Source organism: Klebsiella africana (assembly GCF_020526085.1).
Classification (GTDB): domain Bacteria; phylum Pseudomonadota; class Gammaproteobacteria; order Enterobacterales; family Enterobacteriaceae; genus Klebsiella; species Klebsiella africana.
In genome coordinates this window covers 42,069-66,976 of the sequence record NZ_CP084875.1, presented here as the reverse complement: position 1 = coordinate 66,976, position 24,908 = coordinate 42,069, and the positions used below count along the sequence as shown (strand labels likewise).

Below are 24,908 nucleotides of genomic sequence, written 5' to 3'. Positions count from 1 at the left end.
ATTAGAGGCAGATATCCGACTGATTATCATCCCTCAGGCATGTCATAGTCACCCGGTATTGCGGTCGATACCGCATTAGACAGCTGGCAGACCTGGCGCTTATCAGCGCCATTCAGTGGTTAAGTACTCTTCCATATATGACATCGCACGCGGGTTGCTGTTGCTCACCGGCACATCCAGCCTTCCCAGTGCCCGGGACAGCGTGGAAAAGTAAGGTTGCTTCTCCCATAATGCACGCTCGCCGATGACATAAATGCGTTGTTTCGCCCTGCTTACCGCGACGTTCAGAAGATTGGGTTTTTCCGCCGCCCAGGCTTTCGCCCCCTGACTTTTTATGTTGCCTCCCAGCACGAGGATAACCACAGTAGCTTCCTTGCCCTGTGTTTTATGTACGGTCCCCGTTCTGTCCATCCTGAATCCCAGCCTCTTTGCGATCCGGTTAAGCTGCTTAGCGCAGTCCTTGAATGGCGAGATCAGAAACACGTCGTCAGGTGTGAGTGAATACTGGTGACGCAACGCCAAAAGTAACTTTTCCACTGCCGCCCCTTCCTCCACTACCCAGTTTCCCTCGCATGTCCTCCCTTTCACATCCAGCCATCCGCTTTCAGGGAAATCCACCAGGCCCGGCTTTTTCCCGTGGACCATGAGCCCGTCATAGGCAATATGGTTACTGATACTGAACATTGGGTCATCACAGCGCCGGTGAACCCGTAACGGACAGCCCACCCAAATCTGTTCTGACTCCGGGTCGGGCAGATAGGTGCCAACGTTCATCGTCTGGTCTGCCAGTATCTGTGCTGAGACTTTTCCGGGCCACCAGCAGGACGGGATCTTATAATGTTTTCCCAGCGCCCCCTCTACAGTGGACGGAATACCGCTGACCGGCTCCAGTTGTTTTGGGTCACCTACCAGAACCGTGCGTTTTGCTCTCCAGATAGCCCCAATCGCATGCTGAGGTTGTGCCTGTCCGGCTTCATCAATCAGCAACCAGCCTATCGCTTCCTGACCTGTATCCCTGAACATCCGGGGCATGGACGCAAAGGTGCTTGATATAACCGGGACGACCAGAGATAAGGAGTCGAGAGCCAGACCCGCCTGTTTTTCGGTCATTTTTCGCCCTTTTAACCAGTCCATTGCAAGCCCTATATTAGCGGCCATTTTTACAGGATTATTTTCAATAAACGCCCGGTGAACGTCTAATGCTGCGATAAACACATCTTCCCTCGCCTTTCTCCAGCGCTCATGAAGCCATGGTGCTGACAACTCCCTTCGTTCATCTGTTGCAGTCCGCTCCGGCCAGGAGGCTCCCAGATCGGATATAGCCTGCTTCAGCAAGGTATTATTCTGTTCCTGCTCTTTACAGACCGCCTGACCGTTGCTGATCACCTGAGTGAGCTCACGCTCAAGGCTCCTGAGTTCATTGTCTGCATTATGTTTTTCTGATTGCGCCAGCTGCAGTTCCTGCCGTTGCTGAGTCAACGTCGCCCGCAAAGAATCTGATTCGTCTGTCAGCCGTTGATAACGATCCCACCATGCCTTCGATATCCTCCCCAGCGAAAAGAGATTAGCCAGAAGGCCGGGTTTATTTTTTTCATGCTGGTGGATGCGCTGATCGAGTTCGTCCCGATCTCCACTGGACAGGGTCAGGGTCATTTCCATAGCGGCGAGTCTGTCAGAGAGCGCCTGTAGCGCGTTCCGGCATTCCTCAATCTGAAGCGTTGCGGTTTGCTTCCTTTCTTCCCACACTCTTCGTTGTTCTTCGAGCCACTCAATTTTATGCGTTAGCCCTGAACTGGTGACCAGTTGCTGACGCTCGGCTTCCTCCACCGCCTGTGCCTGTTCAAAACGTGTGACAGCCTCAGTCCAGGTCAGTGCAGGCTCTCTGACTTTCCGGGGCGGTCGCAGTAAATTCAGATGGTATTTCAGCCCCTCCCCACGTTCGGGTGAAAACTTCTCCGGAGGTGCTTCATCGCCTTTTTCACTTTTCTGCAGATTTCCCCACCACAGTGTGTTAACGAACTGCTCTCTGTTACTTTTATTGCCCAGTCTTGCCGCCAGAAGTCCCCAGGCAGGCCTGTTAAGTATTACGGTAGCCAGCCCGCCAAAGTAATCGCTGCGATCTGACACATCCTCCGGTACCGCTTCCATCCCGGGGAGCTCAAGTGAGATATTCTCCACGGCTCCGTTATTGGACGATGCAATCACGATGGCACTCCCCGCCAGGGACGGGTGAAGCGAATAATAGGGTATCAGCCTGTCATTGTATTTGAGGCTGTCTTTGGCTTTAAATGCAGAGTCTCCGAGTTTAACCAGTTTACTCGCCCGATCGGTGACGACTGCGGCCACCACATCACGCAGGAGTGTTGTCTTCCCCGTTCCCGGAGGACCATTTACAGCAAAAATACCCGGTTCAGTGTGATTTCTGGTCCAGATTTCATTGACGGCCAGCTGCTGGCTGAATGCCAGCGGGTACTTTGAAGGCCAGGAGCCAGCTGGTGGCTGTGTGGGCAACAGTTTCTCAAAAGCAAAATCCAGGCCTTCTTCAGTGCGTATATTGAGGCGCTGTTGGTTATCCCGGGTTATCGCCATGATAAAGTCTTTAAAACCGGCCCCACCCCCTCCTTGCCTCCACTCCGCGTCGAGCTTTCGCAGTTCCTGAATGAAAAAACTGTTAATGAGGTCATCGGGCACCGCTTCTTTCTTTTTATTGTCTTTCTTTGCACTGTCTTCCTGGATGACTTTCGCCTTCCTGGTCAGGGAACACTTGACCACACTGACGATCGTCGTATCCATGGCTTCTTCCGGGAAATACAGTTTTGCGATGACCAGTTTCTCAAGCGTCTTCAACCATCCTGTATCGGCCTTCTGTCCCTCCTCCTGTAATCGATAAGCCTCATTGTCCACCCACTGCATGAGATGAAGGGTCAGATTATCAAAATCGTAAAAACCGCTATCCACCAGCGGGAGGCTGTCGTTTGGTGCGGGCAGGTCGGACACATCGGAGCAAAGGGGAGCATGAAGAGCATAAACGCCGCGATCATGCCTGAGTATCTGAGCCGCCGACCATGCTGACAGGGATAACATGAACGTGGCTGGCTGGGGGATGCCTTCTTCACTGAAACCAATATCAAAAAGCCTGCATTTCCCTGATTTACGTTCTTCAGGTACCGCTTCATGGGCACCGATTTTATCCTCCAGCATTTTGGTAATCACACTCAGATGATAAACCCCCGCCTGAGCGGAGTAGCGCCACACTTTGCCAGGCGCAATATCCTTACGGGTATGTTCCGGATCATCCCAGGGAAGCATGGATCCTGCGCCTACTTTGTAAACCGGGTTGAGTTTGTCGCGGGCATTTTCCTTATCAATATCCTGAGGGGTTAAGGCTTCAATGGCTCTCCAGAAGAGGAACACATTTTCGGTTTTTATTGATGATTCATTCACGTAAACCTCACTGGTCTGTCTGTTCCTGACGTCGTGACTCCCGTTGACACACTACGAAGACGGTCTGCTTACCCGGCCGGGAAAAGAAGGCGTCATTCCCCTTAATTTACCGGGTAGAACTGCCGGGGTGCTGTGTTGATGGCTGAGAAAAAAGTAACTTTCCCGACCTGTGCAGCGCATAAACAATGACTGTTTTTCATAGCCGGTCAGCGATAACAACTTTGTATCAACGGATACACCATGGACTATGGCCTGTAAAGCCCCCTTTTAGAGTTGAGGCTGCATCCGGGGGTGATGAAAACAGGGGGTTGGAGGCTGGGTTAAATAGTTTATAATGTAATCAAATGAGAGGGAGCAGAGGGTTACACAATGATGTACGAACTGTTTGGTTTTGAACTTGCCGACTTTAGAGAGCTCTTCTATGTCTTTTGCCTGGGCGTGCTTGTCTACCGCTACTGCACTGTCGGGCACAAATACCCGCTTTTCAGTTGCCGTAAGAAAGAGCCTGATACGGCTGAAAGGGTTGAAACCGGGGAATCCCGTGAAACGGATTATGATAATGAGTTTCCTGGCTACAGACAATCAGATATCAATGACCCCCGTTCAACTGAATATTATTTTTTTGAACAAGAAATTAATGAAAGACATCACCACTAAAAAGCCCGCTTTATAGCGGGCTTTTTTATTAGTGTTTTCGGTGCTTGTCCAGGAAGGCTTTCGCATAATCCTTGCCTTCTGTGGTTCCGAGCCTTTCCGGAAGGCTGGCGATAAACGCAGGGTAAGCGGCGGCCGCTTCCGGCCCATATCGTGGGTCGTCAGCCAGTTTATTCTGGACAGTCCTCATTGCGGTGTCCTGCGCGTCCTGAAGACGGGTTAATTTATCGTCCGTCATACCCGGGTTGTTGTCAGCTAAATTGAGCGCCTGTCGTAACTGCATATTATTGCTCATGTTGCCGATGAGCGTTTGACCGGATGAACCGTTTTCTAACTTCATAGAATCACCGACATAACGGTCTGAACCGGCTCCGGTTAACGTTTTTGCTACTGTACGGTTACCATCAAACACCTGTTCTCTGGCTGCCTGCCCTTTATCTAACAGATTCGGACTTCTGCTGTTGCTGTCGCGCATACCTCCACCCAGCTCATAATCAGCAGAGCCAGTCGGTACTCTGCTGGCCGTAGTGCCCGTCTTGCTGACCGCGTTTTTAACGACGTCCGAAAGTCCGTTTTCATAACCATTATTTTTACCATCCACGGCTAACCGAGCAACACGGTCTACATCGGATGGTGAATAATTATTACCTGAAATCTGGTTGAATGCAGAACGCCATGCATCAGCTTCTTTAAGACTGTTTTCTCTGGCCTCTCCGGTCTGATTGCGGGCAACTTCCGCGTGTAACGCCGACTGGCTTAAGGCGTCTTTCGCATCTTTTTCTTTATTCCCGGACGGGCGGAAACTCTCAGCACTTCTCGGCATATCATGCGATTGCATGTCCCTCATTGCTTGCTGAGTCGGGGCATTGATATCGCTGGTTTCAGGATCGCCAAGAGCTATGCTTTGAATTTTTGAAACTGCCTTGGGAATAGCTGCATCTGTATCTGCCGTTTGTTTCGCCTTGTTAATGGTCTCTGCTGTATTTCCCATTGGCAGCGAATCATCGACGGCTTTAAGGTTTTTAGTATCATTGTCTGTATGGACATTTCTGATATTAGCCCCGTAGGTATTAGCTACATTTCCTCTGGCTTCTTCTTCATTAAGTTTGTTAGCTGTCATGCCGCCAACTTGTGTTGTTGGTTGTACTTGCGAAGCCTGCTCCCGCTGAGCGAGTCCACCAGTTACCGTCCCTTGCTGATTCGCAACATTACCAGAAACCTGCCCGGCAGTAGGCACTGCGGACGTGTCAGGTGCGATTTGCTGCTGTTCATGTCCGCTGGCATAGTTTCCACCGGAGCCCAGTGCGACAAACTGATCCAGTTTTTCCGTCGCGGGCGCAATCATACCGGCATTGGCCCCCATGATACTGACTGCATTTTTGAGCATCTGGGATGTTTTCTGGATATCGCCCAGATTATGTGCAACCGTCTCCCCTGCATCCATATGAGTCAGTTTCTCTGCTTCGTTAAACATCATTTTAACAAAGGCATCATTACCGTTTCTCTGGTCTCCCAGCGTATTACTGCTGTTTAATGTCGCTTTCATCGCCTCCCATTTGCCAACTGTAGCTTCACGGGATAATCCCGAGGCCTGTGCCCAGTCACCTACAGATTGTGCGGTTGCTGGTTTACTCAGGGTGTCTGATAGTTTAGCCCCGTCGATGTTGAGGTTGCTACTCATTGAAAGCTGGGAAGCCTGCCCACCTGTCTTACTGAATGCATTACTCTCTTTATTAGTGACAGCCTGGGCATGTTGCTGCATCCTCTGGGCCATTTTCTGGTAGCTGTCAGAATCGGAGAAGTTATTCTCTATGCCATTTGACGCTATCTTTGATATGTCCTTTGAAAAACCGCTTCCGGTTTTGGACATATTAGAGAGGCTATCCAGGAGACCTTTTTTTGCCCCGTCCGAAAGTTGAGAGTTGTTCTGTAAACGAGCGCTTAAATTTGCAACAAACGCCCCCATAACGTCCCCAAGCGCAGGCTTGCCCCCACCTTTACCTCCACCAAATTTCATTCCAAGATCACCATTCGCACCGAGTACAGCAGAGAAAACGTTTGATTTAAGAGCATCTGCTGATATTCCTACATCTTTAGAAATGTTACCGGTAAGCCCGGTCACGAAATCTTCCATAGCCCTCATACTTCCCTGGTTTGTCGTACCCGCAGTTTGTGTCCGACTGCCTTGCATTCCTCTGGTCCAGGTTTCATTAAATGCCTCACTGGAGCTGAGTGTCGATAATCGGTCGGTCCCTATCGAGTGCTGCCCTGCTGCGTTAACGGTATCACTTAACGATGACCCCAACCCAAGCGTTGGCATCATCCTGGTCGGAGAATCCAGAAGCCCGCCAGATGACATACCTCCACCGGTTGCAGTGGCTGCTGTGTGTGTCTGGTCACCAAAGGACTGTTTACCCGCATTACCCGCCGACCACACTTCTGGTGTGACATGACCAGTATTGGCAGGAGCATCCGGCGTCACATTTTTCAACGCCCCCATCATCGGGTGGATGCTGGTGGTCAACAGGAACAGCGTCAGCATCGGTACCATGCAATACAGCGCTGAAGCTACTGACAGGTAACTGCCGTACGTCTCCTGAATACTCCCCATATTCGCCCAGTTCATAGTGGTCTGTACACCCAGTGATGACCATGTGTCAAACTGCTGATTTAACACCATTTTTACGTATGCATTGACCATGACCGCCGTTATCGGCCACATGTTAACGAAGACTATCAGTTGAAGGTATTTTGCAGCTGAAGTTATGCCTTCACCTCCCAGGAAGAGGATCGCAATCAGGGCAAAGGGGGCAACCATGTAGCTGAACATTTCCAGAAACGATATTGCAGCGCCTGAGATGTTCAGCCAGAGTTGCCCCTGACTGACCATGGCGTTGGTACGTTTCATGCTCGCTTCGAAAAGCTGGTAGTCAGCCGCTATACCCAACGACTTGCGATACTGCAACACACCTTTATCTATTTGGTTGAGGACAAATGCAGCAGTCGTGATATTGTGAGCCTGACCGGCACTTCCAAAAAGCGTGGTGGCTGCACCTCCGATAAAATCGGTTTGTTGGCCGCTATCCTCCTGCTGCGGTGCTACAAACTGATTCATCTGACCCAAATTACGCATAATTGACGCGCCCTGAGGCGAGTCGAATGCGGCTTTAACCGCCGCCCAGGCATCTGTACACGACGCATACTGCAAACCTGTCGATGTCACCATTGGAACGCTGGCTGTCTTCAGGCTGTTGGCCGTCATTGAATCCATCACGTTCATTACTGACGCAAGATCTGTGGCATAGATTTCATTCAACGCCACCCCTCTGAGTGGTGTATTGACCTCTGAGTCTTGGGTCGTTTTAATACAATCGCGTGCAATAGACTGGATGATTCTGCATACATCAAAGGTGACAGGTTTTTCGCTCCCGCTCATCGTATTCGGGAAAGCCTGACAGAATCCACTGGATTCCCCACCCCACTCCATATATTTGACCATTTTGGTCATTGGACCCAGCGTCAGGCTGTCATCGAGCGTGTCAGTGACCTGGCCCACCGGCGTAAGCGGGTCAAACGCTGCTCGCCAGTCCGTAATGAGCCCGTGCAGTAATCCGGTTGTCAGTTCACCGGTTGACGCGATAAATAACGGAACATCGTCTATGTTCCTGACTTCCCCCGTTTTAACCGATTCCAGTGTTACATCGGCTTTAATTACGGCAATGGAATAGAACAGCAACCCCATTATCCAGGAGAAGATCGGGACATCGTTTTTTGTGGGGGCAAGAACCCACCGCAGGGATTTATAAAAAAGTCCAATTGCTGCTGCATATGCAGCAAATCTGAGCCATTCATTGGATCCGTGAGTGGAAAAAATCAGCGCGATCCCGTTAAAAGCCGTATAAACAAAATCAATATCACCAATGGTATAAATAGTGTAATTACTCATATCAGCCACCATTCCCGCTATCGCCATAGGTCCGTTTTTTAACGTATGCCATATCCCAGTAAGCCAGGACCGTTTTTTCCTCAGTGTTCTGTATGGACTGAACCTCTGAAGCGCTGCGGATCTGGTTTCTGAAGGTTTGGTTTATTTTTTCTAGTTGGTCCTTAAACGATGCCATTGCCTCTGAAGGCAAAGTCATATTCGTCATTTTATTCTGCACACTACTCAGCAACTCTATTGTGAAGTTTTTGGCCGCGATCGTACTGATATCATTGATGTATTGAACCCCCTCAGCAGCTGACAAGGTCTGAAGAGTCGGAATGATGTTATTAACACCTAACATACTGATAAGTTTACGTTGGTCTTGCGTCAACTCAGTGTCATTCCTGACAGCCCGCTGAATTTCGAGTAATGTTTCAATAATGGTTTCAGAAAGACCTTTAAATTGTATAGAGTCCTGACGCATTTCAAGACACTGTGCTTTCCTGTTACTGCGTAAATCAGGTGTTGGGTTACAAACATTTAATTTAACGTTGCCGGACCCTGTCCCCTTTATGAAATCAGCGGCTTTCATCGTAGGTGGGATCGGTGTTATCGCTGAATTTTCTCCATTACTATCCCAGCTGACGATAAGTGTTCCTGTAAGCGACATAATTTGTTCGGCCAGTTTGTAACCTGTTAATTCAGTCACGCCCCCCACATTCATATTGCCGTTATCAATGCTCATGAATCCTTGGTAAACAATATTCCCTGCATATTTCTCTTTAAAGGCATCAGGATCTTTTGCGTAGTTCTTTTTGTTGACTTCACTGGCAGGCTGACTCATGGTGCTACCAAAATCCGGGAATATACCTGATACCATGGAGTCAACAGCGCCGCCGCCGAGCCCTATTTTCTCAGTAAACTCCTGAGGTGTACCCAGCCCGTTTTGCAAAAACTCATAGGTTGCGTTACAGCTGTCTTTGGCAAATTTGTTCAGTGCTGCGAGCTTGTCCTGAATGTTGGCAATGATCGCTGCGCAATCGGCACAGATTGCCGATACTGCCGTGTTAAAAGCATATACCGCTGACCCCTGCGCAATACCGCGTCCAATCTGCACAAGCTGATCACCATTGATCATGCTGAAACTGCCGAGGAAAATATCGATGCCGTTACACCCGACGCTGGCTTTCGGGAAACTGACATTGACGAGGTTGGTATTCACCTGAGGCTGGCGGTATGAGAAACTCCCCCCAACAGCTCCGACACGTGATGCCGTTCTTACGGAAGCGGGATCTGTTGAAGCCACCATACCTTTAAATATGCCCTCCATGACGTTGGCAGCATGGACCTGCTGCATGGAGAACACACCAAAGAACATGGCCGATAAAAGTAACTTTTTCATGAAAGTTACTTTTGGAAAATCAGTAGCCACTTAAGCCCCCTTCATTTTCTGAAATACCGGTATTAACCCGATCGGTTGTTGGCATGTCGTACCCGCTAAGTTTTTCATCCATTATGTGCTGAAGCAGATAAGGATCCTGTTCATAGCGCTCTTTGTTCACGGTCAGAACATCTCTGTCGCCAATGGCATATTGTTTCTTAATATCGAGCGTGTTCTGGAATGTCGCTTCGTCGAGAAGGTTCATACCTCTGGCCGCAAGAATAATCGTATTTTTCAGTTCGTCAGCGGACACCAGACCGGTACTGACTCTTGTAGCCTGAGAACCATCATTGGACATGAGATAAATAGTGGGAACTTCTGTGATGGCGTATTGCTTGATCATCTCCATCGTTGCCCGTCCATAACGGGGAAATAAACCATTGTGAAGAGGTCGCCCGTCTATACTCACCGGCATAATGTCAATGTGATAATAGTTCTGCATGAAATTCAGTATCTGGCTTTGCTCGTGACAGTACGCACAGGTACTCTGGAAAAAGAAAAACAATCCACCTTTCTGAAAGATGGAGGTAAGTGCTTTTTGCTGATTTTCCTCAAGTCCTGCACGGTGTGCATTTAACGCGACAGTTTCGGTTGGCTGTCGTCGTTTTTCTGACATCATCGGGTTATTAAGGAAATAGTCGCGGGTCCGGTCAGAGAAACGGGTGGCAATATCCAGCATTAAACGTTGCGCAGTATAATAGCGGGACAGGTTTTCGTTGGTCGGGTTATCCATTGCCGCATAACGAAGATTCAGCAGATTTTCTTTTAGCCAGCGTGAATCGAGCTTAAGCTCTTCTTTTTTGTCCTGAGACGGCGACCCCGTTAATGGCTGTTGTGGTTGTTCTTCTTCATCTTTTACCGGTTCTTTATCGTTATACCAGAAGAAACCTTTTTTCAGGGATTGTCCCGAAACAAAAGGTGTGTTCTCAACTTTCTGCGTATCCGCCAGGCTCATAGTGGAAAGCACCAGCAACGAACTAATGGCGGCTTTCAGGATAAAAGTTTTGGTGTTCTGCATATGCTACCCCTCGATGGTTAGCATTATCATCCCATAAAAAAAAATCCGTTTTCTTCTATAAGGAAGATGTTCTGTACGAAATCTGGATTTTTTCTTGAGGGGGGTTGGGATTCAATGTCGCCGGATCATGAATCATCGGGAAAGCCAGAAAAGAGTAACTCCAGGTAACGGGTTTACCTGTAACATGACTATTCAGTAAAACCACCACGGTTATACGCTGAATGATTAAGCCTGTGAATTTACGGAATGTTAAACAATAAACGGGAGGATAGATTCCTGACACACGAACACGTTGACCTTCAGTTGGTTAAAAAGGTCAACACCAGAAAGTAAAAGATAATGAGGAAGATATAACATGACCCCGTTCAGGGACGCCAGGTATTACCCGGCGATTTAAATCTGGACACGGTTTCTTCTGCCTGCATCAGGAGTGCCAGCTGATGCGAAAGATTACATTTTCTGGCAGTGAGTATTTTCTCAACTCTCGCCTTACGGTCAGGGTTTTTTATCATCCGGAGAAAACGGGATGGGCCCGAAAGATATTCGGCCAGACGAATGCTGACAGCATCTGGACTGGCTGAAAACATGGCGTCCAGCTCTTTATCAAACCTGATTTTTCCGGATGGACAGGTAGTCCTTTTTAACGGTGCAAGTTCCTGAACAAGTTGCAGGATATAAGCAGGAAAATGGTTTTTAAGGTCGCCAGTTTTTAACTCTGTATGAATGACAGGCAGGAATAAATAAGAGGCACAACGGACATGAAGGTCAGGAGAAATCGCACGCAGGCGATTATGGATGCTGTCGGAAAGATGAAAAAAACCCTGCTCATCTGACGGTGTCGTTATTCCCGTCGATGCAAACGCGATATGGCAGATGGTGCTTGCCGTGTGTAAAAGCTGATTTTCCATGTAATCTTAATTACTTTTATTCAAAGGGAATTACGGACTGAGAATAACGCATAATAGCAACTTTGCATTTTTTTGCGCTACATGTCGGGCAGGAATCATACCTGTCCGGCGCATGTATGAAGGGCTTTTTACATACCAGGCAATAGTCTTTATAGTCAGCTTCCGACATCCCGTTGAGAACTTCGACAATCCTGTTGACCTTGAGCGGGTAGTATTCCGGCGTATAGCCCGTGTTAATTAACAAATCAACAAGTGCATTAAAATCCATTTCTCTGGTTGATTCTGTAGGATTTTGAGGGTCATATCCAAAAATATGAATAGCATTGTTTACAACGACATTTGACAGCAACATGGCGGATTTTTCACCGAGCCATTTACCTACCCCTTTTCTTGTATTTATCCCTTTGGGGTACTCCAGGCTGTCGGCAACTTTACGACCATACAAATGTGTTATGGTATATTTATTGGCATCAAATTCTATTAACTTTATGGCACTTGCCAGACTATTTAGCTGGCTTACCTCGCTCTTTTTAAAGCCCATTATCTGCATTCTCCTTAACGTGTACCTGGTCCGGTTCTGTCGACCGGCAGGAAAAACCACTTCATGTTTTCAGAAAAGTTACTTTTCAGCGAAGCACGCTCGGATACTGTTATTCACTAACATGAATGAACCGTAATCAGGTTACCATATCAATGAGTGAAGCCAGCTAACTCATATAGCATCCAGACATCGCTAAAATAACTTTAGCTTCTCATATGAATCTTTAAGAGCAAATTCGACCCGTAAGTTTTCCATATTTTCCCTTGGAATGAAACCTTCCAGAACATCAGCCATAATCTCGTAACCCCATGCATATACTTTGTGATCACGTCGTCCGGTATCATAGGTTATAAACCGGGGGAAAAGAACCACATTTGTCACCTCCACAAAGGCGGACATCTCTGTATCAAGGAGCATCTGAAAAGCGTCATTAGACAGGGCCAAATAAGCCCTGACATAAGCCGGTTTAAATCTGGCCAGATTCCATAGATTGACAAGGAAATTCATCTGTATAGAGACGATGTTTTTCCTGAATAACTCAAGGTCGACGGGTTTATAAACATACTGTTTCCCGCTCAATAATTCGCATGGCTCATTTGGTTTCATCTCGGTACTGTCAAAAGGTCTGCCGTACGTTTCAAACTTCAGTAACTGAGAGTCATCCAGAATTAATTTTATTAACTCACCCCATAAAACAGGCTTCCCGTTGACACGGGGAACTAGCAGGCTACCTGGCCTGGCTTCTGACAGGGCAATTCTATTTAGACGCGCATCCGTGGCGGGATGGAAAAAACGCTCCAGCAGGTTGTCCGGTATATAGCGGTAGTCCGACGCGAGATCACGAGGCAACACACTGAGTAGTTTTTTCTGACTACGTATCAACTGCAACTCCGAGCGGAGAAACGCCTTAATGACCGTGTCAGTCTGTACGTTGGGTTGTACGTCCATACGCTCTCCAGGATACTTTTAAATCGCGCTACTTAGGTTACTGAAAGAGGTTTTATTATATCATAGCAATCCGAGGGAGTGTAGAAAAGGGTTAATCACAAATAGTATAAGGCACTTTCTTCGTTTTAGTTCCTTGTGCAAGAACATCCGAATTTTCACCAATATCATTAGGCACTTTTTTGAAAAAACCGTCGATAAGCGACATCTTTCATTAGTATCTTTTTTGAAAAAAAGTACCAATGGGGAAAAATCTTCATTTGTAACTTTTCCCGGAATAGTGACCAATGGACAACAGATTTTCATGCTCCATCATTTGTAACTATTACGCAAAAAGTTACTTATGTATAAGGGTAACTATTACTGGTTCGCAAAAAAGTTACTTTTCCATCTCCACGGTTGCAAGGAGTGGTTTTACGGGAGGTGGAACGCACACTTTGTTGGGCCTCAGGCAGAGGTTGCTGGTCATGCTCACAAGAAAGTTACTTTTTTGCCGACGACATGTGCACAAAAAAAATTTAAAAAAAAAATGCAAACACCCTTGTTAGTTCAGAAAAATCTTTTGGGATTCCTGTAGTCTGTGAGAATGGAGGAGTTGATATGAACCCGATAATTACGGCACATCAGGAAATCGTTATCGAAAACTCGGTTCGCTATATCGAGTTACTGAAATCAGAAGCGACAAAAATTCTGGATGAATACTGGGAGACCTGGAAGGCACGAAACCAACTGATATCCCAGACCACGTATGCAAACGGGGGGAAATTCATGCCCGGTCGATTCGCACCGGTGTTTAAAAAGGTCGGCTCATCGCAAAAGTTGACAATTGTATGGAAAGATTTTTCGCCCAGGTTCAAAAACAAAATTGAACATCATGGCGTGGTTGTTAAACCTAAACTCGGAGGATACAGCGTTAGTTGTTTTAAAAATGCCCTGGACTGGGAACTGGAGATGATCCTGGAAACAGAAAACAAAATTAAACCGATCCGTGAACTACTCGCGGAATACCATCAACGAAAACTGGCCGACATCAAAAGACTGGAAAAACTGAAGAGGTTAATATAATGGCTGACAACGCATCCCCAAAAACTGAACCGCGCAATCAACGTAACGCTGGCAATAACCGCCCGTTAGGGATGGTCATTTCAAAATTAAAGCCACTTTCAAGTGAGTTCTATACGCACTTTCATGAAAAAAACCGAGCCTGCCTGCGCCAGTTTAACGCCATTTCCAATGCAATTTATAATATTTTCCGGTTGGTAGAAGGTGACCAGGCGACAAGCACTAAAGTTCAGAAATGGCTCTCCGGTGTTTACGATGAACTGTCGGGTAATGTAAATACCTTCAAGGAGCAGATTGACAAAAATGTCGCCAGACTGCCTCTGGATGATTCATCATTCGAAGGGTTTGACTATGGTGAATTTGAAATTCGCTGGAACCACCCAATGACCTATAAATTACTGGATATTATCCAGACCATCAACGTCCTGACTCGTCAGGCACATCAGTTGTGGTTATACGGTCAGATATCACAACAGGTTCATGACCGAATTATCCTGCAACTCCTGAGCTCACTGCGGGTTGCGATGGACAACATCACTAAAATACTGAACGCTGAAAACCGCGTGAATGGAAAATACGACGCATTGCCATTCATCCAGAGCATAAAGCGGTTTAAATCGGTGGAACTTTATATTGCCAGTCTCGAAACTAAAGCCCCTGTTCAGTCCGGTCACAGTGACAGTTCTGCTGATGCTGGCAGTGAGCCGACATTAAAATCAGAAGAAGCAGCTGGCTCCGGTAAACCATCTGACAAAACACAGCCTTCTGCCACTCCTGTTTCGGTACAATAACTCACAGGTTGATATGAGTATTATATCCAGGCTTTTTTTAAAAATTAGGGTCGCCCTCTTCGGAGGGCCTGACCACGATATTATTTTTGATACAGATGATGAGTACGATATCCCGCACACGCCTAACAAGGATGTGCAAAGCTATCTTGATTATCCAAGCAAGCCTGCGGGTATAACACTCTTTTCAGAGCGTGAGATTCTATCTGTACATGCTAACCGGTTACAGGAAATTAATATGTATATCGGTTTGCCAAATTCAGACCTGAGTGAGGAGGCCTATACCTTCACTAATCTGGTCATTAAGCCATTGATGGAATATACACGCTGGATACATCTTTTACCTGCGTCTGAAAACCATCACCATGCCGGTACAGGGGGCCTGTTAACGCACAGTTTAGAAACTGCTTTCCTCGCTTTAAAATTTGCGTACAGCACTGAATTACTCCCTATTGGTCTGCAGGATGAAGAACAGATCCGAAAACGTCGTTATCTTTATGCAGCCTTTATTTGTGGGCTTTTACATGACGCAGGGAAGATATTTGATGTCGACGTTATTTCGTCCACCCCTGGTGTTAAAAGCACATGGCGTCCGCTCTCGTCCAGCCTGATGGACTGGGCAAAGTCCAACCGTATTTTTTCCTATGAAGTTATCTGGCGCAAAAGGCAGGCTAACGAGCATTCCGTGCGGGCACCTGTATTCCTGGAACGCTGCTTAAACGATACGTGCCTTAATTATTTGAGCGACGTAGTAAAAGAACGGTTGTACGATAAAATGCTGTCGGCATTGGGTAATTATACAACCAGTGATGATTTTATTTCTCGTTGCATGAGAACGGCCGACTGGCATTCCACCGGCACCGATACCAGCTACCGGTATGATAAACAATCCGGTATTCGGGCCTCTGATACTGCTGCACGTGCCATCGCGATTCTGAAAGACAACATCAGTACTCTTAATATCAATGGTTTCGACTCATCGTCAGTAAGACATGACAGAAACTCACCGCCTCCGGTACATATTATGATTATCGGTGGCTCTGTTTACATCAACGAACATGCGGCCCTTGATTTCATCCTGAATCAGTTTAAACATCTTGGGATTAACTTCCCGGATGGCGATCTTGGCCGCAAAGCATTAACCGACCTTCTTTTAAGTGGGGGCTATATAGAGCCATACGGTGAACAACGGGTTGCTCACTTTTTCCATCGCGGTGACTTTACGGAAAATGACATACAACGAATGTTTGATGAGGGTATCAAAGGCCTAAGCTGGTTCTCTCTCTTAAAAATAAAATGGGTTGGTTTTCTGTTTAAATACGATATTCTGCCCGAAAGTACGCCGGGTATTTTCAGTATTAATGAGACTAATGACTATGTTTTTGTCGACCGCAAGGGGAATGACACGCTCTATGTACGCCCTCTTTCGCATGGTACAAAATCAATCCGTCTTGGAATAACTCAAACCAGTGATAACGCTTCAGTCTCAACGGCTGACACACAACGTGCAGCGGAAAGTAACAGTACAGTTTCAGATACTGATAATACTGCTGATTCTGAAAATGATGAGGCGACTTCCGGTGAGAATCAGCAGGTTCAGGAAAACACAAATAAAACATCTCTTAGAACAGATGCATCTGAACCTGAGACACAAGAACCTGATTCTAAAAAACCTGTTAAAACCCGCCGTAAAAAAGGTGAAGTGAGTCCTGATGAGTACATTTCCAGACTCCAGCATCAGTTCAAAAATAATGCCATTAATGCTCATGAACTGGCTTTAATCGATGGGGTCCTGTATGTATCAGAAACACATATTCGCTCCATAGCACCGCTTGAAGAGCCGCGCTTAATGGAGACCGGTCTTTTTGTTCTTTCTTTACGGTCTGGAAGCCTCGATGAAGAATTCAGCATTCCGTGCAATGACGGGAAACGGTATGTTCAGTTAACTGACGAAGTATCTCTTGTCCAGTTACGTCATCAACCTGATATTAGAGAGGTTGAGATGCTGCCATTGCTTTCTCCAGATTTATTTGGTGGGGTTAAGACTGATGATGAAGGGGTGTCTTTCACTTTTCCGCCGCCACTGACTAAGGTGAACCCTGAGCCACTCCCTCCGGAACGTTATGAAGAGCAAACGCCTGAACTGAATCGAACTGAACATGATCCGACTGACATACCATCAGCGGACTATACCGATGCGCAGGAAGATGATGTTGAACAATTCTGGGCGGATTACGCTTCATATTCATACGGTGATGACTGTATTAACAGTGAAACAGGCCCGATAAGTCAAACCTGTGAGAACGCTGATGTTGATGTTGATGTTGATGTAGCACAGGAAAAAAAGTCACTTTCAGAGCGTACACCGGATAATAGTACCTCTGTTCACGGAAAACCCCCGGCAGAGGTGGAGGATGATTCCGAGCTAACGGAAGAGGAAGCGCAAGAGGAAGATTCTGTTGAGGGGGTCGTTGACATTAACAGCGATTTTGAAGCGCTGTTTGCTCGTCAGAGTCAAATTATCACTGATCCGGCTGTCGTCATTGCACACAGCCTTGAGCAGTTAAAATCCAGTACTCCACCAGATCAGCAGCAAGTTGAAAACAGTAATAGCGATACGCTTTCATCCGATATCGACACGATTATTACTCTCTTAAATCGTGTCAGGAACAATAACAATTCTGCTCACGTAAGAGTATTGCTACGGGTGGTTTTGGTAACTGATATAAATCTTTGCATCCGTCTTCGCATTTTAGATGATGTCGGCTCCTGGGGTTTTAATCAGGAAGAAATCCGTCAACTCAAACTATCACTTTCTCATTTCCCTGTAGCCTCGTTAAAGGTCACGATAGGCCAACCAATTCGACACTACATGATCCGCCTTAGTGACCTTCAACAAGGTGCTCTGCGCAATAACATTTTCTACGAAGAATTTATTTCGTTTTTTAACCATCAGGAAGTAAGCCATGAAACGTAGAAGCCGTAACAATCTCCATACGCAGGAAATGCTCTACCGCCCTGCCCTTGAATTTCGTTCAGCGCTAATACTCATACTTTTTTCTGCTTACGTGCTTATAGACTCATGGACCAGTAAGTACGGTATCAGTGAAATACCCTTCTATTGCTCTCTGGGGTTAATAGCGATGGCAGGATGGAGGGTATGGCACGGGGTACCGGTCTTCATAGCTCACTGGCGATTATTTCATCGCACGATGGATTTTTTATCACTCGAAGATTTTCGAATGATTAATAATGCACATTTTTTTGCTGATGACCGTAAATATCAGAAACTGGTCAGTTTGCAGGAGTCTGGTGGAGCACCATCGAAGAAAAATGTTTACAAGCTCCTTCGTAAGAAAGAAAAGATTGTGATCCCCCAGCGTACAACGTTTCTGTGCAATGGTTTCAAATGGGGACCGGAGCACTCTGAACGTACCTACCAGGTGCACAACCTTTCCAGTGATATGCATGAGGTGCAGTTACCGTTTATATTGAATCCCATTACCCGTCACTATCGAAAACTTGCCTTCGACCTGGGCGGGAATTATGCGATTTTCGGCGTTGATAAAAAAATCCCGATATTCGTCAATGAAGAAAATTTCTTTGGCCATACTCTTATTACAGGAAACGTAGGTACCGGGAAAACGGTTCTCCAGCGCCTTCTTTCCAGTTCAATGCTACACCTTGGACACATCGTTCTCGTTGTTGACCCTAAAAACGACTATCAGTGGCAGGAAGGGTTAAAGGAAGAATGTGAAAGTCTTGGTAAGCCTTTTATGCATTTTCACGCAGGCAATCCTTCAACGTCTGTATCTTATGATGTCAGCGCTAACTATGTTAAGGATACAGACCTTTCCGCCCGTATTATGAGCATTATTTCAGGTACTGAAGGAGGTGAAGATCCGTTCGTGCGTATTGCAGAGGGGCTTGTCACAACGGCGATAGGTGCCCTGAAACTGGGTGGTACAAAACCGACTATCCAGAATATTTACTACGCCATACGCTCTAAACAGGATCTCATTGTTACCACTCGTAACGCTCTCCGGGGTTTTTATACTTACCATCTCGGGGCTGACTGGCATTTAACTGTTCAGGTATCTCCAAATCTTACTCTTGCAGACGAAATCGAAAAGCTGAAAGAATATTTCCACTGCAACTACTTTGAAGACAATTCTCCCAAAAACATGCATGGCATGGATACGGTTCTGGAATGTTTTAAATACATCTCCGGCGATGAGTCGCACTATTACAAAATCACTGCCAGCCTGATGCCTATGCTCAAGCGATTGTCCCAGACCCCTATGGATATATTGCTTTCTGCGAACGATGTCGAGAACCCTGACCGTAACATCGTTAACAGCCATGGACTCTTTAACAGCGGTGGCGTGCTTTACATTTCGCTGGACGGCCTGTCTGATCCGGCAACAGCACGGGACCTCTCCCAGCTGATTACTTCGGATATTGCCGCTGAGGCGGGTAGTCGCTATAACACAGCATCTGATTTGTCCACTGTGCCCAGGGTTTCCATATTCATTGATGAGGCTCATCAGGCAGTTAATATGCAACTGATTAACCTTCTTGCCCAGGGACGCGCGGCCAAGATCGCATTGTTCATCTCTACGCAGACCATTTCTGATTTTGTATCGGCCACCAGCGCCGATACTGCTGACCGTTTAACGGGCCTTTGCAACAACTACATTTCCACACGTGTTACTGACGCGAAGACTCAGGAGCTTGTTCTGACCAAAGTCGGCCAGACTAATGTCTCAATGAACCAGGTCACTTACACCACCAGTGCTGGTACAAAACAGTCACATACAGATTTCAATGGTTCCATTTCCGAGCGAAAGTCGACAACGATGGTAAATGCTATACCACAGGAATTACTTTCGATGATCCCAACCCTTCACTTCATCGCCTGCTTACAGGACGGGCGTAAAATTGTGGGCCAGATGCCTATAACCGTGCCGGGCAAATCAATGCGTAGGTCAACAACCGTCTTTGATATGGTAACGACTTCGCCCTACAAACTAAAAATGAGACGTAATCTCAATGTAGAAGAAATACTTAGCAAATCACAGAAGGTGGGCTAACTATGGAATGCAAACAGGTATCAAGGGAATCGTTATTCGGTATGAATTCCTCCCAGCCCAAATACATTTCACGTGCAACCAAGACACTGAAACTGTATGGCATAGATGTTGATGACGAAGGCCTGCCGGAACTACTGTCACGTTATGCGAAGAAGCTTACTGGTGACATTTGTAAGGTCTACGCCCAATACACGGTTGATAGTCTCGACGTGCTGGCCCGCACGCTGGCGGAGTTTTTTATTATCCGTTATGCGGTGACTATCGTTACGCACGATGATACAGAGGTCACCTGCAACTGGTCTGTATCCCAGGGCCCTTTTACCGAGTGGCTCAAGGAGCAGCTAAGTAACTGCATGGCGAAGAGCCACACGGTTGAAGTGCAGATTGATAAAAATCAGGAACGCATGGCTTTCATCCAGCTCAATGCCGAGCGGCTTGGCTGGTATCTGCTGCCTGAGTTTATTGATATTGCTGGCTTCCTCCCCGTTTTCCTTGAGATGCCTGAACAGGTTGAATACCAGGTAATGCGGCGCAAGCGACACGGTAAGGTACCAGACATCCACCAGCACGATCTGGGGATTTTCGAAGAGGATGCTTTGATATCCGGTTTGAAAGAAAAGTTACTTTTCTGGAGTGGCAACCTGAGCGATCCACAGGATGAATACACGTCTCTTTTCAACCGTGTTATAGATCTTTCCATTCTGGGTAACCGCCACCAGCCCGCGATGTACCGTAAAAGCAGCATTATTCAGTCGTTCCTTGATGAATTTTCCGGCTCGGTGCTCACTCTTCCCGTTCGCTTTAACAACGGTACCCTTATCGCACTCTGGACGCCATGGGCAGAACCCTTTAGTCAGTTCTCGCGCTTGCGGCCGGTTGAAGAAGATATGGTATACACGCCAACCCCGGGACAGGTGCGCTGGAAAAATGAAGATGTTCGCAGAAAAGTAACTTTTTCTCTCATCTCCCGGTTAATCGCGTCGGATGACCTGGCGTGTTCGGGAATTCTTCACGGCTGGAAAAATCATTACCTCAACAGAGAAAGCAACATTCGCCTGGCAGCCCTTTGGGCAGAGCTGTTCACTAATAAAACTGACTGACAGAGGTGTAAAATGGCTGGAAAGGATATGTCGGCGCAGAGAATGACGATGATCCGGTTTGGATTAGGGTTGGGTCTGCTGATTTATTTTCTGTTTAACGTTTACCTGGAAGACACTAACAAACTTTATAAGGATATCACCGCTGAGGTGAACGCCAGTAAGTTGCTTATGGATGTGGAGAGATGGCAGGAGGTAACGCGTAATACGGAAAAGACGTTTAATTACCTTTTTGTCGAACTAAACATTACGGCTTACCTGAATAAGACTCTTTTGCCTGAGGATGATAAAACCAAACCGGCACGCGGAATGAATCTCGCGGCAAACAAATTCATGAGCCCGAGCTATACCGCTGCCCGAAACATCCCGTTAATGGTGTATCAGGCGATTTACCGCTGGTATTTGCTGGCTGGCTGGTTTTTTACATTCCTCCCCCTGATGATAGCTCTGGCACTGGATGGTTATTACCAGTGGAAAATGAAGAGATTTGTTTTTGGCGATGTTACAATTCAGCTTTATCGCCTCTGGTTCCGTTCGCTGTCGATAATCGGTGTTTTGATAATTGCTTATCTGGTCATCCCTAACCTGAATTTATTTTATGGACTGACACAGTATTTTCCGCCACTTGCCCTGGCGTTGCTCGCTATTGCCATTAACCGGCTTCTCGCGCACTACCAAAAACTCATGTGAGGAAGAATATGTTTAAAAAAAGACCATCGCAACCTGAAACAGGCTCGGTTCAGGACGTGGTATCGCGTGAAAGTAAGAAGTTTTACCGTTTGTATAAATCGCATGTGTTATCAAAAATAACCCTGACGATTATTGGTATTGGGTTTGCAGGTTTTAGCGGCTGGTCCATGTATCAGGATAAACAGAAAAACGGTAAAGGGGCAGACCATATCGCGGTTATCCGTATCCATGGTGAAATGGGTACTGGCTCGCCTACAGGCGACGGTGTCATTATTGCCCGCGCTTTACGTGAAGCATGGGATAACCCGCACGCAAAAGCGATCCTGATTGAGGCCGAATCTGGCGGCGGTGGTCCGTCTGACGCTATTAATATTTATCGTGAGATAAACGAGCTTCGCGACTCCCTCCATGGAGTACCGGGGCTCACAATTGAAAACTCCGACCCCACAACATCCCCGAATAAAAAGGACATGCCACCAGCGCCCTCTGAAGCGGTTAAACAGGCGTTGCTGAAAGCCGTGGGTACTGGGCATGGCAAACTGCCAGCCGCCGCCCGGGACGTCCGCCCCATCATCGTCAGTATTAAAAATATGTGCGCCTCCGCCTGTTATTACGCAGCCTCACCGGCTGATGCGATCTATGCGGATCCCAACGCCATCATTGGCAGTATTGGCGTACGTATGGACCACTGGGATGTGTCCAGGATCATGGACCGTCTTGGTGTGGCTAACGAACCGTTGACGGCCGGAGCCTGGAAGGCCTCACTTGACCCCTGGCGTCCGATTGATGACGAAACCAAGGCCTTTCTGCATAGTGAGTTACTCAACAAAATGCATGACCAGTTTATCAATGATGTCGAAGCCGGTCGTAAAGGAAAGTTACTTTCGCGTGAACAGGCGGACAAAGAACAGCTCTACACGGGGCGTTTCTGGCTGGGGGACCGTGCGAAGCAGTTTGGCCTTATCGATGATACAGCCACCAGCACAGAGGTGCGTGAACGCCTGAGTATTGTCTACGGCACCACGCGTTTTCGCGACTACAACGCGCCAAAAGCATCGTTAAGCAGCATGTTAGGATTGTCACTGGACGTGAACCTTAAAGAGGCTTTATCCAGTGCGCTTCACACCACCAGCACAGTGAGGTAGCGATGGACCTGACCATGTTGTCGACCATTTTTCTTGTGTTCGTCATGCTGATCCTGTCATGCATCATCCTGTGCATCTGGCCGCTTATCAGTAACATGTTCAGCGAGCAGCGCACACGAAATGCATTAAAGGGGGTTTTAGCAGACCTTGAAGGGACGCTTATATCTGACATTACCCTACCGCTCAACTCCTCCCAGACAACGCAGATAGACCATATCTTTATCAGCACGAAGGGTATTTTCATTATCGAAGAGAAAAACTATACCGGTGACATTTATGGTGCTCTCGATGATAAAACGTGGACGGTTGTATACGGTTTCGGTAAAGCGAAACATAAGATGTTAAACCCGTTTGTTCAGAACAAAACCCACATATCCGGAGTGTGTCGGGCCATAAAGCGGGGTGATGAGGGTATTGTTAATGTTGTGTTACTGACGGGCTCCAGTAAGTTTATGGCAGATCCAGCACCGGAGTGGTTGTGCCGTAATTGTGATGACCTCGGGAACAAGTTCACTGCGTACGATGCTGAGCCCGTGTTTAGTGTTGAGGAGACTGGCTGGATCGAAAATGACCTGCGTAAAGCAATGCTGCCGCAGACGCTGCTGACCGACCTGGGACACGTGTATTCACTGAAACTGAAACATCGACAACCAATATCTGTACCGCACAGGGTGACCTATTTTACGCTACTGACAACCACCCTGTTCTTCCGTGCGCTGAAAAAGTTATTTTCGCGTAAGCGCTCAGAGGTCATCCACAAGCAGTACCGTGAATAGCTCACATCCATTTTCCACCGTTCTATATGCACAGGGCCACCAGCTGGCCCTGTTTAGCTAAAGTAGTCAGATGCAGGAGGATTAAGGTACGGAACGGACTGCCAGGCGCGGATCATGTTAACCATCTGCTCAGCGATCCCCATTGACTGGTTTAACCGGTATGCCGTCCGGGCTACCATTCCTTCCTGACGTTCATCAGATTTCACATCCACCAGCCTGAAGCGCCACCACTCTTTGCCGCAGCTGATGACACAGATATCAAACTCGGCATTAACCACCGGCAGATAAGTGTGTTGATTCAGTTCCAGCAAAAGAGAATATGCCTGTGGCATATACCGTCCATCGAATGACCCAGCCCAACGATATGTTGCGATGAACGGCGGCGAGTCCAGAGATTTGAGAAATGTCATGTCATATCCACCAGCAGTTCGAACGTGCTCCCATTATAAATATTCGAAAGCCTCCTCAAAGCCCCCTTTTCAAACATTCAACAAAGCGACTTTCCCGCGCCCCAAAAAAAGTGACTTATATCGGAATTGTATCCGGGTCTGAAACTATGTTTAGTGCGAGTTTTTGTTACCAGTGCTTTTGGTGAGTATTTAGCAACAGGATTCAGATGATCGGGCATTCATAAACAACCAGAAATTATGTGGCGCATTGATGAATTACCTCGGTGAGGTCCGTTGATGAAAAGTGCCTTTTGTGGTGAATGCCGACCGGGATATCAGGGGGAGTCGCCGTCTCCGGGCAGGGGCCGATATGAACGGCGACGTCCTGTCATATACATTAACGCGTTTACGATCGAGCCCGGTCCATTACGACCACAATTTACTGATGTGGATACCTTCGCCCACCAGCTGCAGTTTTTTTTTACCTCTTAGCCTGCATAACAGCATCACTACGGCGAGAATGAGCCATACAGGGTGACAATTAAAGTAATCGTTATATCTGAATGCCTGTCATATAAACATATCGTTATTGTGCAACGACTTCCTCCCGGTCAGCGTACGCTATCCAATGAAATCAACCAGAACCCTACGGGCAATGCTTTGCTCTGGCAAATCACTGTAGATACGCCGCATTGCTGCTTTGTGGAATGGGGAACGATTAACCATGTCCACCAGCGCTAACCTGCTTTTGTTGAATGATGCCCTAACCTCCCTGTAACGCTGGTAATGAAACAGCCTGTGGAACAGATTCATGGACAACACCTGATCGCCTGTGACTTTGAATCGTATTACCGCATCCCTTACCTCAATCTCTTCTGCCGGGATTTCACCATCAGCATAGGAACCCACAATACCAGGGGAAAGCAGGTATTCCTCATCAAGTGGATCGTTCATGAAACGGCTATACATTTTCGGCTCCTGTTTAAGGAAAT

Annotated in this window: 18 protein-coding genes; 9 read left to right on the top strand and 9 right to left on the bottom strand. The window is 47.1% G+C overall.

Annotated elements, in window-relative coordinates:
* Positions 1 to 102: 102 nt before the first annotated feature.
* The gene (locus LGL98_RS25530; protein ID WP_226651993.1) at positions 103 to 3,444 is read right to left on the bottom strand and encodes a DEAD/DEAH box helicase; all 3,342 of its coding nucleotides are present in this window, start codon (positions 3,442 to 3,444) and stop codon (positions 103 to 105) included.
* 369 nt (positions 3,445 to 3,813) lie between these two features.
* Here LGL98_RS25530 and LGL98_RS25525 point away from each other — a divergent pair, with 369 nt between their 5' ends.
* Positions 3,814 to 4,101, top strand: a complete 288-nt coding sequence (locus LGL98_RS25525; RefSeq protein ID WP_223341309.1) for a hypothetical protein — start codon at positions 3,814 to 3,816, stop codon at positions 4,099 to 4,101.
* A gap of 28 nt (positions 4,102 to 4,129) precedes the next feature.
* Here LGL98_RS25525 and LGL98_RS25520 read toward each other — a convergent pair whose 3' ends face one another.
* The 6 genes from LGL98_RS25520 to LGL98_RS25495 form a co-directional block, all read right to left on the bottom strand.
* A complete protein-coding gene (locus LGL98_RS25520) occupies positions 4,130 to 8,044 on the bottom strand; it encodes a conjugal transfer protein TraG N-terminal domain-containing protein (RefSeq protein WP_226651991.1) in 3,915 nt (1,304 codons plus the stop codon).
* Between the two features lies 1 nt (position 8,045).
* Complete coding sequence (locus LGL98_RS25515) at positions 8,046 to 9,455, bottom strand: conjugal transfer protein TraH (RefSeq protein ID WP_004026310.1); 1,410 nt, start codon at positions 9,453 to 9,455, stop codon at positions 8,046 to 8,048.
* Positions 9,445 to 10,482, bottom strand: a complete 1,038-nt coding sequence (gene traF / locus LGL98_RS25510; RefSeq protein WP_004026314.1) for a conjugal transfer protein TraF — start codon at positions 10,480 to 10,482, stop codon at positions 9,445 to 9,447. Before traF ends, LGL98_RS25515 begins: the two co-directional genes overlap by 11 nt.
* Positions 10,483 to 10,847: 365 nt before the next feature.
* On the bottom strand, positions 10,848 to 11,390 hold the full coding sequence (locus tag LGL98_RS25505; RefSeq protein WP_004026315.1) for a hypothetical protein: 543 nt from the start codon (positions 11,388 to 11,390) through the stop codon (positions 10,848 to 10,850).
* A gap of 16 nt (positions 11,391 to 11,406) precedes the next feature.
* The gene (locus LGL98_RS25500) at positions 11,407 to 11,931 is read right to left on the bottom strand and encodes a hypothetical protein (protein WP_004181918.1); all 525 of its coding nucleotides are present in this window, start codon (positions 11,929 to 11,931) and stop codon (positions 11,407 to 11,409) included.
* Positions 11,932 to 12,123: 192 nt separating this feature from the next.
* Positions 12,124 to 12,879 carry a hypothetical protein gene (locus LGL98_RS25495; protein ID WP_004026317.1) on the bottom strand — a complete coding sequence of 252 codons (756 nt, stop codon included), beginning with the start codon at positions 12,877 to 12,879 and terminating at the stop codon, positions 12,124 to 12,126.
* Positions 12,880 to 13,476: 597 nt separating this feature from the next.
* Here LGL98_RS25495 and mobI point away from each other — a divergent pair.
* The 8 genes from mobI to LGL98_RS25455 are packed head-to-tail and all read left to right on the top strand — an operon-like array spanning position 13,477 to position 23,527.
* Positions 13,477 to 13,941, top strand: coding sequence for a conjugative transfer protein MobI(A/C) (gene mobI, locus LGL98_RS25490; RefSeq protein ID WP_004026319.1), 465 nt, complete (start codon positions 13,477 to 13,479; stop codon positions 13,939 to 13,941).
* Positions 13,941 to 14,729 (top strand): hypothetical protein, encoded by a 789-nt coding sequence (locus LGL98_RS25485; RefSeq protein WP_004883411.1) that lies wholly within the window; start codon positions 13,941 to 13,943, stop codon positions 14,727 to 14,729. The genes mobI and LGL98_RS25485 overlap by 1 nt, the downstream gene beginning before the upstream one ends.
* A 13-nt stretch (positions 14,730 to 14,742) precedes the next feature.
* Positions 14,743 to 17,703: a MobH family relaxase gene (gene mobH, locus LGL98_RS25480; protein ID WP_226651989.1), complete on the top strand. Its 2,961-nt coding sequence runs from the start codon at positions 14,743 to 14,745 to the stop codon at positions 17,701 to 17,703.
* A complete protein-coding gene (traD, locus tag LGL98_RS25475) occupies positions 17,693 to 19,819 on the top strand; it encodes a conjugative transfer system coupling protein TraD (protein WP_004026325.1) in 2,127 nt (708 codons plus the stop codon). The genes mobH and traD overlap by 11 nt, the downstream gene beginning before the upstream one ends.
* A 2-nt stretch (positions 19,820 to 19,821) precedes the next feature.
* Positions 19,822 to 20,919, top strand: coding sequence for a hypothetical protein (locus LGL98_RS25470; protein ID WP_226651982.1), 1,098 nt, complete (start codon positions 19,822 to 19,824; stop codon positions 20,917 to 20,919).
* Between the two features lie 12 nt (positions 20,920 to 20,931).
* Positions 20,932 to 21,606, top strand: a complete 675-nt coding sequence (locus LGL98_RS25465; protein ID WP_004026331.1) for an IncC plasmid conjugative DNA transfer DtrJ family protein — start codon at positions 20,932 to 20,934, stop codon at positions 21,604 to 21,606.
* Positions 21,607 to 21,614: 8 nt separating this feature from the next.
* Positions 21,615 to 22,751: a S49 family peptidase gene (locus tag LGL98_RS25460; protein ID WP_004026332.1), complete on the top strand. Its 1,137-nt coding sequence runs from the start codon at positions 21,615 to 21,617 to the stop codon at positions 22,749 to 22,751.
* 2 nt (positions 22,752 to 22,753) lie between these two features.
* On the top strand, positions 22,754 to 23,527 hold the full coding sequence (locus LGL98_RS25455) for a nuclease-related domain-containing protein (RefSeq protein WP_004902228.1): 774 nt from the start codon (positions 22,754 to 22,756) through the stop codon (positions 23,525 to 23,527).
* A 53-nt stretch (positions 23,528 to 23,580) separates the two neighbouring features.
* Here LGL98_RS25455 and LGL98_RS25450 read toward each other — a convergent pair whose 3' ends face one another.
* Both LGL98_RS25450 and LGL98_RS25445 read right to left on the bottom strand, forming a co-directional pair.
* Complete coding sequence (locus LGL98_RS25450) at positions 23,581 to 23,859, bottom strand: hypothetical protein (protein WP_004026336.1); 279 nt, start codon at positions 23,857 to 23,859, stop codon at positions 23,581 to 23,583.
* Positions 23,860 to 24,537: 678 nt separating this feature from the next.
* A complete protein-coding gene (locus tag LGL98_RS25445; protein ID WP_004026338.1) occupies positions 24,538 to 24,885 on the bottom strand; it encodes a hypothetical protein in 348 nt (115 codons plus the stop codon).
* Positions 24,886 to 24,908: the final 23 nt, after the last annotated feature.

Coding starts and splice junctions, on each gene's coding strand:
- LGL98_RS25525 (WP_223341309.1), top strand. CDS start 3,814: ATGATGTACGAACTGTTTGGTTTTGAACTTGCCGACTTTAGAGAGCTC.
- LGL98_RS25520 (WP_226651991.1), bottom strand. CDS start 8,044: ATGAGTAATTACACTATTTATACCATTGGTGATATTGATTTTGTTTAT.
- traF (WP_004026314.1), bottom strand. CDS start 10,482: ATGCAGAACACCAAAACTTTTATCCTGAAAGCCGCCATTAGTTCGTTG.
- LGL98_RS25505 (WP_004026315.1), bottom strand. CDS start 11,390: ATGGAAAATCAGCTTTTACACACGGCAAGCACCATCTGCCATATCGCG.
- LGL98_RS25500 (WP_004181918.1), bottom strand. CDS start 11,931: ATGGGCTTTAAAAAGAGCGAGGTAAGCCAGCTAAATAGTCTGGCAAGT.
- LGL98_RS25495 (WP_004026317.1), bottom strand. CDS start 12,879: ATGGACGTACAACCCAACGTACAGACTGACACGGTCATTAAGGCGTTT.
- mobI (WP_004026319.1), top strand. CDS start 13,477: ATGAACCCGATAATTACGGCACATCAGGAAATCGTTATCGAAAACTCG.
- LGL98_RS25485 (WP_004883411.1), top strand. CDS start 13,941: ATGGCTGACAACGCATCCCCAAAAACTGAACCGCGCAATCAACGTAAC.
- mobH (WP_226651989.1), top strand. CDS start 14,743: ATGAGTATTATATCCAGGCTTTTTTTAAAAATTAGGGTCGCCCTCTTC.
- traD (WP_004026325.1), top strand. CDS start 17,693: ATGAAACGTAGAAGCCGTAACAATCTCCATACGCAGGAAATGCTCTAC.
- LGL98_RS25470 (WP_226651982.1), top strand. CDS start 19,822: ATGGAATGCAAACAGGTATCAAGGGAATCGTTATTCGGTATGAATTCC.
- LGL98_RS25465 (WP_004026331.1), top strand. CDS start 20,932: ATGGCTGGAAAGGATATGTCGGCGCAGAGAATGACGATGATCCGGTTT.
- LGL98_RS25460 (WP_004026332.1), top strand. CDS start 21,615: ATGTTTAAAAAAAGACCATCGCAACCTGAAACAGGCTCGGTTCAGGAC.
- LGL98_RS25455 (WP_004902228.1), top strand. CDS start 22,754: ATGGACCTGACCATGTTGTCGACCATTTTTCTTGTGTTCGTCATGCTG.
- LGL98_RS25450 (WP_004026336.1), bottom strand. CDS start 23,859: ATGCCACAGGCATATTCTCTTTTGCTGGAACTGAATCAACACACTTAT.
- LGL98_RS25445 (WP_004026338.1), bottom strand. CDS start 24,885: ATGTATAGCCGTTTCATGAACGATCCACTTGATGAGGAATACCTGCTT.